Annotated in this window: 13 protein-coding genes; 8 read left to right on the top strand and 5 right to left on the bottom strand. The window is 70.6% G+C overall.

Annotated features, from left to right (window positions below; genetic code table 11):
• Positions 1 to 11: 11 nt before the first annotated feature.
• Both RWH45_RS03615 and RWH45_RS03610 read right to left on the bottom strand, forming a co-directional pair.
• Positions 12 to 431 (bottom strand): organic hydroperoxide resistance protein, encoded by a 420-nt coding sequence (locus RWH45_RS03615; RefSeq protein ID WP_315993549.1) that lies wholly within the window; start codon positions 429 to 431, stop codon positions 12 to 14.
• 37 nt (positions 432 to 468) lie between these two features.
• Positions 469 to 948 (bottom strand): MarR family winged helix-turn-helix transcriptional regulator, encoded by a 480-nt coding sequence (locus tag RWH45_RS03610; protein ID WP_315993548.1) that lies wholly within the window; start codon positions 946 to 948, stop codon positions 469 to 471.
• A 110-nt stretch (positions 949 to 1,058) separates the two neighbouring features.
• Here RWH45_RS03610 and RWH45_RS03605 point away from each other — a divergent pair, with 110 nt between their 5' ends.
• Positions 1,059 to 1,196 (top strand): hypothetical protein, encoded by a 138-nt coding sequence (locus tag RWH45_RS03605; protein WP_315993547.1) that lies wholly within the window; start codon positions 1,059 to 1,061, stop codon positions 1,194 to 1,196.
• 80 nt (positions 1,197 to 1,276) lie between these two features.
• On the opposite strand, the gene RWH45_RS03600 is transcribed toward RWH45_RS03605, so the two are convergent.
• Both RWH45_RS03600 and RWH45_RS03595 read right to left on the bottom strand, forming a co-directional pair.
• Positions 1,277 to 2,572, bottom strand: coding sequence for a hemolysin family protein (locus tag RWH45_RS03600; RefSeq protein WP_315993546.1), 1,296 nt, complete (start codon positions 2,570 to 2,572; stop codon positions 1,277 to 1,279).
• Between the two features lie 166 nt (positions 2,573 to 2,738).
• Positions 2,739 to 3,224 carry a PepSY domain-containing protein gene (locus RWH45_RS03595; RefSeq protein ID WP_315993545.1) on the bottom strand — a complete coding sequence of 162 codons (486 nt, stop codon included), beginning with the start codon at positions 3,222 to 3,224 and terminating at the stop codon, positions 2,739 to 2,741.
• 143 nt (positions 3,225 to 3,367) lie between these two features.
• Between RWH45_RS03595 and RWH45_RS03590 the strand changes: the two genes are divergently transcribed.
• The 5 genes from RWH45_RS03590 (at position 3,368) to glmM (ending at position 7,677) form a co-directional block, all read left to right on the top strand.
• On the top strand, positions 3,368 to 4,204 hold the full coding sequence (locus tag RWH45_RS03590) for an alpha/beta fold hydrolase (protein ID WP_315993544.1): 837 nt from the start codon (positions 3,368 to 3,370) through the stop codon (positions 4,202 to 4,204).
• A 187-nt stretch (positions 4,205 to 4,391) separates the two neighbouring features.
• The gene (locus RWH45_RS03585) at positions 4,392 to 5,153 is read left to right on the top strand and encodes a CPBP family intramembrane glutamic endopeptidase (protein WP_315993543.1); all 762 of its coding nucleotides are present in this window, start codon (positions 4,392 to 4,394) and stop codon (positions 5,151 to 5,153) included.
• Between the two features lie 212 nt (positions 5,154 to 5,365).
• Positions 5,366 to 5,812, top strand: a complete 447-nt coding sequence (gene rplM, locus RWH45_RS03580; RefSeq protein ID WP_058597861.1) for a 50S ribosomal protein L13 — start codon at positions 5,366 to 5,368, stop codon at positions 5,810 to 5,812.
• Between the two features lie 24 nt (positions 5,813 to 5,836).
• Positions 5,837 to 6,307: a 30S ribosomal protein S9 gene (rpsI, locus tag RWH45_RS03575; protein WP_058597862.1), complete on the top strand. Its 471-nt coding sequence runs from the start codon at positions 5,837 to 5,839 to the stop codon at positions 6,305 to 6,307.
• Between the two features lie 14 nt (positions 6,308 to 6,321).
• Positions 6,322 to 7,677: a phosphoglucosamine mutase gene (glmM, locus tag RWH45_RS03570; protein ID WP_315993542.1), complete on the top strand. Its 1,356-nt coding sequence runs from the start codon at positions 6,322 to 6,324 to the stop codon at positions 7,675 to 7,677.
• A 155-nt stretch (positions 7,678 to 7,832) separates the two neighbouring features.
• Here glmM and RWH45_RS03565 read toward each other — a convergent pair whose 3' ends face one another.
• Positions 7,833 to 8,762 (bottom strand): Ppx/GppA phosphatase family protein, encoded by a 930-nt coding sequence (locus RWH45_RS03565; protein ID WP_315993541.1) that lies wholly within the window; start codon positions 8,760 to 8,762, stop codon positions 7,833 to 7,835.
• Positions 8,763 to 8,833: 71 nt separating this feature from the next.
• Between RWH45_RS03565 and coaA the strand changes: the two genes are divergently transcribed.
• Positions 8,834 to 9,787, top strand: a complete 954-nt coding sequence (coaA, locus tag RWH45_RS03560; RefSeq protein ID WP_315993540.1) for a type I pantothenate kinase — start codon at positions 8,834 to 8,836, stop codon at positions 9,785 to 9,787.
• A gap of 99 nt (positions 9,788 to 9,886) precedes the next feature.
• On the top strand, positions 9,887 to 11,737 hold the full coding sequence (gene glmS / locus RWH45_RS03555; RefSeq protein WP_315993539.1) for a glutamine--fructose-6-phosphate transaminase (isomerizing): 1,851 nt from the start codon (positions 9,887 to 9,889) through the stop codon (positions 11,735 to 11,737).
• Positions 11,738 to 11,762 lie beyond the last annotated feature (25 nt).

Raw genomic sequence — 11,762 nt, 5'->3', positions numbered from 1 at the left:
GAGTCGAGAGGTCAGTCCTCGGAGACCGTGACGGTCACCTCGATGTTGCCGCGCGTGGCGTTCGAGTAGGGGCACACCTGGTGCGCCTGGTCGGCGAGCTCCTGGGCGAGGTCGTGCTCGATGCCGGGAAGGACCACCTCGAGCAGCACCGCGAGCTGGTAGCCGCCCTGGCCGTTCGGCCCGATGTGAACACGGCCGCCGACCGACGAGTCCTCCAGCGCGATCTTGCGACCGCGTGCGACGGCGTGGAGGGCGCTGTGGAAGCAGGCCGCGTAACCCGCGGCGAAGAGCTGCTCGGGGTTGGTGCCCGCGCCCGATCCGCCCATCTCCTTCGGCGGCGCGACCTCGAGGTCGATGTAGGGACCGGCCGTCACGTGGCCGGTGCGGCCGTGGCCCGTCGAGACGGCTTCTGCGGTGTAGAGAACGTCCATGGGTGTTCCTTTCTGGGGACGAGGGGGAGCGGCGGCATCATGCCGGGTGGCGAGGGGCGCCCACCGCCGACAGAACGGTGTCGGGGTGGTCGCGCAGGTCTTTCATGGCCTCGGTCAACTGGTGCAGAGCATCGATGAGCTCACGTGCGGTGTCGGCGTCGGACAGACCCGCTCCTGCCGCGATGCAACGGGGGACATGAGCCAGCTCCTCGCGAAGCGCGGCACCGCGCGTGGTCAAGGACACCGACACCACGCGCTCGTCGTCGGAGCGACGGCTCCGCTCGATGTAGCCCGCCGCTTCCATCCGGGCGAGCATCGGCGAGAGGGTGCCCGAGTCGAGCTGCAACGCCTCCCCGAGGCTCTTGACGGTCTGGTCGCCGTCGGCCCACAGGGTGACGAGGGCGATGTACTGCGGGTAGGTGAGGTTCCACGGCTCGAGGAGCACGCGGTAGGCCTGCGTCGTCGTGCGGTTGGCGGCGTAGAGCGCGAAGCACACGAGGGCGTCGACGGCGGGCATGAGAGAACTGTTGCACACAATTGAGTTGTGCACAACTCAATCGGCGGAGGTCGGCTCCGGCATCCTGTCAAGCCCTGCCATCGCCCCCGCTCCCGGGCGACGATGGGCGCATGATCCGCCGCAGCGACGCGAGCTTCACGGTGCCGTCGGGCTTCCTGCCCGACGGCGACCGCGATCTGCTCGCCATCAACGGGCATCACTTCGAGCTGGGGGACTCCGTCGCCCCGCTCGGAGGCGACCTCGCCTGAGCCTCCCCACCCGCGGGCGGGCGACGCCCCGCCGGCGACCGGTCGTGCGCCCGGAGCGGGCCCGGACCGTCCGCGGGCGCTCAGTCGCGGGCCGCGGCGTCCTCGTCGTGGTCGACCGGATGCCGCGTGACGAGCAGCTCCGCCACGCGGCGACGGTCGACCGCGCTGACCTGAAGGGTGGCGCCGTCGACCTCCACGGTGTCGCCGACGCGGGCGAGGCGGCCGAGTCGCTCGACCACGAACCCGGCCACGGTGTCGGACGCACCGCGTGGCAGGACCACTCCGGTCGCCTCCTCGAAGTCCTGCAGATTGAGGCGTCCCTCGACGGTCCCGTGCTCGCCCTCGGCCAGGGGCTGCTCGGCGGCGACGTCGTATTCGTCGAAGATCTCGCCCACCACCTCTTCGACGAGGTCCTCGAGGGTCACGATGCCGTCGGTGCCGCCGTACTCGTCGACGACGACCGCGATATGGCTGCCCTCGGCGCGCATCGCGGTGAGGGTGGGCAGCACCCGCGCGGTCGAGGGGATGTAACGGATGTCGCGCATGACGGCGGCGAGGGGGCGCGCAGTGTCCTCGTAGAGGTCACGCACGTGCACGAAGCCGACGACGTCGTCGATCGTGTGCTCGGCGACGGGATAGCGCGAATACGGCAGGTCCCGCACGCGCTCCACGGCTTCGGCGATCGAGCCGCCGGCATCCAGGGTGACGACCTCCGGACGGGGGCGCATGACTTCGCTGACATGTCGATCGCGCAGGGACAGCACGTCGTCGAGGATGCGGCGTTCATCAGCGGGGAGGCCCTCGTGGCTCGAGACGATGTCGCGCAGCTCCTCCTCGGTGAGCTCCTCGCCGGTCTTGTCGGGATCGCCGCCGAGCAGGCGCACCAGCACATTCGTAGAGATCGACAGCAGCCAGATGACGGGCCGCATGAGCTTCGCGAAGCCGTTCAGCACGGGGGCGACGGCGTAGGCGAACGCCGCGTTGCGTTGGATCGCGAGTCGTTTGGGCACCAGTTCGCCCAGGACGAGGGAGAGGTAGGCGATGACCAGGGTGAGCGCGATCGTGGAGACCGTGGCCGCGACCGGCTCCTCCAGCCCCCAGGCGGTGAAGAGCGGGGTCACCGACGGCGCGATCGAGGACGCGCCGTACGCGGCCGACGCGAAACCGGCGACCGTGACGCCGATCTGGACGGCGGAGAGGAACGTGTTGGGATTTCGAGCGAGGTCTGCCACCTTCTGGCCGCGCCGCCCGCGCGCGGCGAGCGCGTTCACCTGACTCTCGCGGAGGGTGACGAGGGCCATCTCGGTCGCGGCGAACACTCCGCCGATGAGCACGAAGACGACGACCAGGACGATGTTGAGCGCGAGGTCGTTCATCGCCGCTCCGTTCCTCCCGCGATGTGTCCGGTACCCGGGGTCACCCGGGCGCTCGGACTATGTCCGTCGGCGTCGAGAGCGTGGCGCATGCGCCGAGTGTAATGAGACGGGGCGAGCCTCACGGATGCCGGCGCCGGGCTTGCGCATGCGGCATGCTTCTGCTGCCTCAGCGGACACTTCCGTCGACGCCCGAGACGCGGACCGTCGTGCCTCCGGCGATCTCCACCTTCCACACGGGAGTACCGTCCTCCTGCTCGAGGGCCGCCTCCTCTACCCGTGCACCGCCGGAGGCGCGTGCCGCAGAGATGCGGATGGCATCCGCGAGGGTGGTCGTGGCGGCCCGGAGGGCGGCGTCGTCGTCGGCGTCGAGCTGCTCGGAGTCGTCGGACGATTCCGCGCGGGTTCCGTCGGTGGTGACCCGGACCTCGACCTCCCGGTCGCCGACCGCGACGTGCACCTGCCACTGATCGTCATCGCTGTCGAGTTCGAACGCGCGGCCCCCGGCATCGGACTCGGCAGTGGTCACCGCGCGGACGGCATCCTGATCGGTGGGGGTGAGGGATCCGCCCCCACCGGCGGCGGGCGAGCATGCGCTGAGAGCGAGGGTCGATGCGGCGAGCAGGGCGACGGCGAAGGAGCGGGTCGAGGCCATGGCGCGAGGCTAGCCGGGTGCGAACGGGCCCGCGGAGAGCTTGCGTCGCGGCAACGCCTGTGCGTCGATCGGGGACTTACCAAGACTCGGCGCGGTCGTCAACGGCGGGCTTCCGTTCAGACGACGGGCGAACCATGTCTGCCATGAGCGAGATCACCGCACACCATGGACTCCTGACCGACATCGACCTCCACGTGGACGACACCGGCGGCGCCGGTCGCCCCGTGGTGCTGATCCACGGGTGGCCCTTGTCGGGCGAGTCGTGGGAGCACCAGGTCCCGGCCCTCGAGGCGGCCGGCCACCGGGTCGTGACCTACGACCGCCGCGGCTTCGGCCGGAGCGACAAGCCCCGCACCGGGTACGACTACGACACGTTCGCCGACGACCTGCAGGCCGTGATCGAGACGCTCGATCTGCGGGATGCCACTCTGGTGGGCTTCTCGATGGGCGGCGGCGAGGTGGCGCGCTACCTCACGCGCCACGGCGCCGATCGCATCCACAGCGTCGTCTTCGCCGCCGCGGTGCCGCCGTACCTGGCCAAGACCGAGGACAACCCCGAGGGCCCCCTCGACGACGAGACCGCCGACGGAATGAAGCAGGGGCTCAAGGACGACGAGAAGGCCTTCTACCACCAGTTCACGACGGACTTCTTCTCGGTGGACGGCCAGCTGGCCGTGGCGCCCGAGGAGCAGGCCGAGGCAGAGCGCCTCGCGAACCAGGCCGATCACCACGCGGCGCTGAAGTCCATGGAGGCGTTCGCCACCACTGACTTCCGCGACGACCTGCCGCACGTCACCATGCCCGCTCTCGTCATCCACGGCGACAGCGACGCGACCGTGCCGTTCGAGGGCTCCGGAAAGCGGACCCACGAGGCCATCGCGGGCAGTGCGCTGCACGTGGTCGCCGGGGCGCCGCACGGCGTCAACGTGAGCCATGCCGACGAGTTCAACCGCGTGCTCATCGACTTCCTGAAGCGCTGACCCGGTCGACGCGCCCCACTCTCGCCCGCACCCGCGGGGGACGCGTCCGATCCGACCGATGCCCCGTCGCCGCCCGGTGACGGGGCATCGGTGCGTGATGAGGGCGGGGGTGAAACGTGGGGGCGCACGTCCACATCCGCCGGGCGAGGAGGGCGAGTAGGCGCAGACCGGACCTAGCCTGAGCGCCATGTCCGACGTCGCCGACGCCTCGACCGGCGGGTCGTCACGGCGTCGACGCCGTCGTCCACGGCTCTGGCGGGAGGGGCGCTCGACGACCCGCCGCTGGGACCTCGGTCTGCTGGCCTGGGCCGTTTGTGCGCTCGGCGCGGGCCTTCTGGCCCAGCGGGCGGCATCCGCGCTGTTCCCGCCGGAGACGGCCGAGGCGAGCGCGCGGGCCATCGTGTGGGTGGCCCTCGGTGTGCCGGTCGGCGTCGCCTTCTCGCGCTCCCGGCCGCGCGGGTTGCTTCGCCTCCGTCCGGTCGACGTGCTCTACGGCATCGTCTTCGGCGTCGCTCTCCGCGCGATGCAGGGCGCCGTCGCCGGAATCGGGGGCGTCCCGGCCGCGTGGCCCTCCACCTTCTCCTCCGACGGATCGCTGCCGGAAGCGTTCCTCGCCGAGGCGCTCGCCGACACGATCGGCGCCGCGATGGTGGAGGAGTTCTTCTTCCGCGGGGTCGTGCTCGTCTGCGCCTACGTGCTCCTGCGGGAGCGCAGCGGGCGCGTCCCGGCGGCGATCGCCGCCGTCGCCTTCTCGACGGCCCTGTTCGTGCTCGCGCATCAGTTCGCGGCGGGACAGGACCATCTCGCGTCGATCGCGCTCGCCGCGGTCGGCGCCGTGACCGGGGCGTTCGTGGTGGCGACCGGGCGCGTCTGGCCGGCCGTCGCGGTGCACATGGTCTTCAACGCCACGGGGTACGCGCTGGTGGCTGCGGGCACCCTGCTCTCGTAGGGACGCACGCGCCCCGCCGTCGGGGGGTGCCGTCGGCGTTTGGCGATGGCATTCGGATGCCGTAGTCTTGCTCTTTGGTGCCCGCCTCCCTGCGAGCGGGTCGCCCGAACGTGAGCCCTCCACCGGCCCTGTTCCTCCGTCATCGGCGGGGCAACGGACCACCGGAGCGGGATTCACGAACTCCTCCGTTCGATCAAGAAAGCAGCACTATTGTGACGCGCACTTTCACCCCCAAGGCCGCTGAGGTCACGCGCGAGTGGGTCGTTATCGACGCCACCGACGTCGTTCTCGGCCGCCTGGCCTCGCACGCGGCGGTCCTCCTCCGCGGCAAGCACAAGCCCACCTTCGCCAACCACATCGACTCCGGCGACTTCGTCATCGTGATCAACGCCGAGAAGGTGGCGCTCACGGGTCAGAAGCTCCAGAACAAGAAGGCCTACCGCCACTCGGGCTACCCGGGCGGCCTCAAGTCCGTCACCTACGACGAACTGCTCGAGAAGAACCCCGTCCGCGCGGTCGAGAAGGCCATCCGCGGCATGCTGCCCAAGAACAGCCTCGGCGCGGCGCAGCTCAAGAAGCTCAAGGTTTACCGCGGCGCAGAGCACCCCCACGGTGCCCAGCAGCCCACGGCATACACCTTCGACCAGGTCGCCCAGTAAGCGCCGCCGGATAAGGACGAAACAGTGTCGAACATCGACTCCAGCAACTACAGCACCGAGACGCCGGCCGAGCAGTCGGTCGTCGCGGCCGAGCGCCCCGTGCTCTCGGTTCCCGGCGCAGCCGTCGGCCGTCGCAAGCAGGCCATCGCCCGCGTGCGTCTGGTTCCCGGCTCGGGCACGATTACGGTCAACGGCCGCACGATCGAGGACTACTTCCCGAACAAGCTGCACCAGCAGCTGATCAACGACCCGTTCACGGTGCTCGAGCTCGCGGGCTCGTACGACGTGATCGCGCGCATCTCCGGTGGTGGCCCCTCGGGTCAGGCCGGCGCGCTGCGCCTGGGCATCGCCCGCGCGCTCAACGAGATCGACGCCGAGAACAACCGCCCGACCCTCAAGAAGGCCGGCTTCCTCTCGCGCGACGCTCGCGTCAAGGAGCGCAAGAAGGCCGGTCTCAAGAAGGCCCGCAAGGCGCCTCAGTACTCCAAGCGCTGAGTTCGACCCTCCGTATGCCTCTCTTCGGCACGGACGGGGTGCGGGGGCTGGCCAACGGCCTCCTCACCGCCGAACTCGCGCTGCACCTGGCCCAGGCGACTGCTGTCGTCCTGGGCCAGGGCCGTTCTGCGGAGGCGCGGAAGGCCGAAGGCCGCCGCCTCACCGCCGTCGTCGCGCGTGATCCGCGGGTCTCGGGGGAGTTCCTCGCGGCCGCGGTCGCCGCGGGCCTGGCCTCGTCGGGTGTCGATGTCCTCGACGCGGGCGTCATCCCCACCCCCGCCACCGCTTTCCTCATCGCCGACCATGATGCCGACTTCGGCGTGATGGTGTCGGCGTCGCACAACCCCGCTCCCGACAATGGGATCAAGATCTTTGCGCGCGGGGGCACCAAGCTCCCGGACATCGTCGAGCAGCGCATCGAGCGCGCCCTCGAGGGGGAGCGTCTGCAGCCCACCGGTGCCGGTGTCGGTCGCATCCGACGCTTCGCCGATGCCGAGGACCGCTACGTGCTGCACCTGCTCGGCTCGCTCCCGCACCGGCTCGACGGCATCCACGTGGTGCTCGACTGCGCCCACGGCGCGGCGGCCGGGGTGTCTCCCGAGACGTTCAAGGACGCCGGCGCGCAGGTCACCGTCATCGGTGCCGACCCCGATGGCCTGAACATCAACGACGGCGTGGGCTCGACCCACCTCGACGTGCTCGCGGAGGCGGTGGTGCGCCTCGGCGCCGATGTCGGCATCGCCCATGACGGCGACGCGGACCGGTGCCTCGCGGTCGACGCGCAGGGCAACGTCGTCGACGGCGACCAGATCATGGCCATCCTCGCGGTGGCGATGAAGGAGCGCGGCGCTCTCGTCGACGACACCCTCGTGGCGACGGTCATGAGCAACCTCGGTCTTCATCGCGCGATGCAGGAGCACGGCATCCGGGTGCTGCAGACCGCGGTCGGCGACAGGTATGTGCTCGAGGCCATGAACGAGGGCGGCTACTCCCTCGGCGGCGAGCAGTCGGGTCACGTGATCATGAGCGAGTTCGCCACGACGGGCGACGGATTGCTCACGGGTCTGCACCTGGTGGCCGAGATGGCGCGCCAGGGCAAGACGCTCGGCGAGCTCGCCTCGCTGATGACCGTGTACCCGCAGGTACTGGTCAACGTGCGCGGTGTCGACCGCGACGGCGTCGCCGACGAGGTCGTGCAGCGCGAGGTCGCGGCATCCACCGCAGAACTCGGCGAATCCGGTCGCGTGCTGCTTCGCGCCTCGGGGACCGAGCCGCTGGTGCGTGTGATGGTGGAGGCGGCATCCGAGGATGTCGCCCGAGCCCACGCCGACCGTCTCGCCGAGGTCGTGCGCGAGCGCCTGGCGCTGTAGGTCCGGTCGGTTCGACAGGCCCAGGGACCCCGTGCGGGGTGCCTGGGCCTTCGTCGTCGGTGCGAGTGGGTTCGCCGGGCGGGGCCCGGTCCCGTCGACAGGCTCAGGGGCCTCGGTGTCGGTGGCGGGTGGCGGGGCGCGGAGCGCCGCGGCGGTCAGTACTCGAGCGACTCGATGTAGCGCAGGAGCACGCCCTCGCGCAGCGCCCAGGGCGAGACCTCGAGCTCTTCGACGTCCATGGCTTTCATCGCACGCTCGACGACGACCGCCGCCGCGACGATCTGGAATGTGCGATCGGCGGTGATGCCCGGCAGGGCCTCGCGTGCGTCGGCCGGGATGCGGGCGAGCCGGGGGATCCAGTCCTTCAGCTCTTTGCGCGGCAGCACCATACGGTCGATGCCCGACCATCCCGGAACCGGGTAGCCGGCGAGTTTCGCGAGCGAGCGGATGGCCTTCGACGACCCGATGACGTGGTCGGGGCGGGGGAGCGCGGCGAACCGCTCGGCCACAGGAGCGAGGACGGATGCCGCGTGCTGGCGGAGGGCGTCGATCTCGGCGTCGCTCGGGGGGTCGTGCGGGAGGAACTGCACGGTCGAGCGTCCGGCGCCCAGGGGCACCGATTCGGCGAGGTCGGGGAGCTCATCGGCGCCGCCCGCGATCTCGAGCGAGCCGCCGCCGATGTCGAACAGCAGGATCTGCCCCGCCGACCACCCGAACCAGCGTCGGACGGCGAGGTAGGTGAAGCGCGCCTCCGTCTCGCCGCCGAGCACCTGGAGCGGTTGCCCGAGCACCTCTTCGATCCTGGCGATCACGTCTTCGCCGTTCGTCGCGTCGCGCACGGCCGAGGTCGCCGTGGCGAGCAGTTCGTCGACCCCTTCGGCGCGGGCGCGCTCGCAGGCGGCGGTCACGGCATCCACGAGGCCCTGGACGCCCTCGGGCGAGATCGATCCGTCGGGCAGCAGATAGCGCATGAGACGGAGCACCGAGCGGTGGGAGCTCGTCGCGGTCGGCCGTCCTCCCGCCCGGGCGTTGGCCACCAGGAGGTGGACGGTGTTCGAGCCGATATCGAGGACTCCCAAGCGCACGGTCCGAGCGTAGCGAACGGCGCCGGGCGTGCGTCGCCGGGTGGTGCGGCCCCCGCGGGTAGCATGAGCGGGTGTCCGCCGCCGAGACGACCGCTTCCGCACCGTCGCTGAGCCCCTACCGTCAGATCGACCGCGACGACTGGGCCCGCATGGCCGGGGGTCTCCAGCAGCCGTTGACCGAGAACGAGATCGTGCAGCTGCGGGGCATCGGCGACCGCCTCGATCCGCGCGAGGTCGCCGAGGTGTATCTGCCGCTCAGTCGTCTGCTCAGCCTGTACGCCCGGGCCACGCGGCGACTGGGAGCCGACACGAGCGAGTTCCTGGGCGAACCGGATGCCACGACCCCCTTCGTCATCGGCGTCGCCGGATCGGTGGCGGTGGGGAAGTCGACCATCGCCCGCCTGCTGCGCGAGCTCATGAGCCGGTGGCCCGACACCCCGCGGGTCGAGCTGGTCACCACCGACGGGTTCCTTTACCCCAACGCGGAGCTCGAGCGCAGAGGGCTCATGGACCGCAAAGGATTCCCCGAGTCGTACGACCGTCGGGCGCTCGTGGAGTTCCTGAGCGAGGTCAAGTCGGGGGCGGAGGAGGCGCGGGCGCCGTTCTACTCCCACGTGCGGTACGACATCATGCCCGATGCGCACGTGAGCGTGCATCGGCCCGACGTGGTGATCGTGGAGGGTCTGAACGTGCTGCAGCCGCCGCCGTCTCCGAACGAGGTCGCGGTGAGCGATCTGTTCGACTTCTCGATCTACGTCGATGCCGACGCCGCCCACATCGAGCGCTGGTACGTGGACCGGTTCCTCGCCCTGCGCGACAACGCCTTCACGAACCCGACCTCGTTCTTCCGCGTCTTCGCCGACATCAGTGACGAGGAGGCGGTGGAGCGGGCCCTCGGGTACTGGCGCGAGATCAACCTGCCCAACCTCGAGGAGAACGTGCTGCCCACCCGGCATCGCGCCAAGCTCGTGCTGCAGAAGGGCGCCGACCACACCGTGGAGTCGGTGCTGCTGCGCAAGCTCTGACCGCATCCCCGCGGTCCGACGGGTGGCGCCGCGCCCGGTCGCCGCTCGGGGCACGCCGCGGAGGGGTTCCCTCAGCCCCGCCGCGTAGACTCGGTGACCATGTGCGGAATCATCGGTTACGTGGGTCCTCGGCAGAGCCAGGACATCCTTCTGGCGGGCCTGTCGCGTCTGGAGTACCGGGGGTACGACTCCGCGGGCATCGCCGTGATCGACGGTGACGGCGCTCTCGGCATGCGCAAGCGCGCCGGCAAGCTCGCGGTGCTGCGCGACGATCTCGAGTCCTCGCCGATGCCGAACGGCACGACGGGCATCGGGCACACCCGCTGGGCCACGCACGGCGGACCCACCGACGCGAACGCGCACCCCCACCTCGCCGATGACGACAAGCTCGCCGTCATCCACAACGGCATCATCGAGAACTTCGCCGAGCTCAAGAGCGAGCTCGTGGGCGAGGGCTTCAGCTTCCGCAGCGAGACCGACACCGAGGTCGCAGCCGTCATGATCGGCCGCGAGTACGCGCGGTCCAAAGACCTCGTCGCCGCCTTCCGCGCCGTCGTGTCGCGCCTGGAGGGCGCCTACACGCTCCTGGCGATGCACGAGGACCACCCCGGCCTCGTCGTCGGCGCGCGCCGCAACTCCCCGCTGGTGATCGGCCTCGGCGAGGGCGAGAACTTCCTCGGATCCGACGTCGCCGCCTTCGTCGAGCACACCCGCAACGCGCTCGCGATCGGGCAGGACGAGATCGTGGCGATCACCCCTGAGGGCGTCGAGGTCACGGACTTCTCCGGCGCCCCGGTCGAGGTCGAGGCCTTCGAGGTCACCTGGGACGCGTCGGCGGCCGAGAAGGGCGGCTGGTCGTCGTTCATGGCCAAGGAGGTCTCCGAGGAGCCCGAGGCCGTCGCGAACACCATTCGCGGCCGCATCCACGAGGGTCGGGTCGAGATCCCCGAGTTGGAGGGGATGGACGACTTCCTCGCCGAGATCGACCGCATCCTCGTCATCGCGTGCGGCACCGCCGCCTACGCCGGAATGGTCGGCAAGTACGCCCTCGAGACCTGGGCCCGCGTGCCCGTCGACGTCGAGCTCGCGCACGAGTTCCGCTACCGCGACCCGGTGCTCTCGTCCCGGACGCTGGTGGTGTCGATCAGCCAGTCGGGCGAGACCATGGACACGCTGATGGCCGTCAAGTACGCCCGCTCGCGCGGCGCGAAGACGCTGTCGATCTGCAACACCCAGGGCGCCACGATCCCTCGCGAGTCGGATGCCATCGTCTACACGCACGCCGGCCCCGAGGTCGCCGTGGCCTCGACGAAGGCGTTCGTCGCGCAGATCACCGCGCTCTACCTGCTCGCCCTGCACGTCGGGCGGGTGCGCGGAGCCATCGACCCCGTCGTCGCCGTCGAGGCCGTCACCGAGCTCGAGGCGGTGCCCGGCAAGATCGCGCGCGTCCTCGAGTCCGAGCAGACCCGCATCGAACAGCTCGCGCACTGGATGGCCGACACCCGCTCGGTGCTGTTCCTCGGCCGCAACGTCGGCTACCCCATCGCTCTCGAGGGAGCGCTGAAGCTCAAGGAGCTCGCGTACATCCACGCCGAGGGCTTCGCCGCGGGCGAGCTGAAGCACGGGCCGATCGCCCTGATCGAGCCCGGGCAGCCGGTCTTCGTGGTCGTGCCGAGCCCCCGCGGCTCGGGCGAGATGCACAAGAAGGTCGTCTCGAACATCGAGGAGATCCGCGCGCGCGGCGCCCGCGTCATCGCGATCGCCGAAGAGGGAGACGTCGCCGTGCTCCCCGCCGCCGACGAGGTGCTGCGCATCCCTCTCGCGGCTCCCCTCTTCGAGCCGCTGCTCGCCGTCGTGCCGCTGCACATCTTCGCGATGGGACTGGCCGAGGCGAAGGGCCTCGACGTCGACCAGCCGCGCAACCTGGCGAAGTCGGTGACGGTCGAGTAGGACCGCCGATGGAAGGGGGCCGGAT

It is taken from the genome of Microbacterium galbum (assembly GCF_032464915.1).
In the GTDB taxonomy this organism is placed as follows: domain Bacteria; phylum Actinomycetota; class Actinomycetes; order Actinomycetales; family Microbacteriaceae; genus Microbacterium; species Microbacterium galbum.
This window is presented reverse-complemented; position numbering and strand designations above follow the sequence as displayed.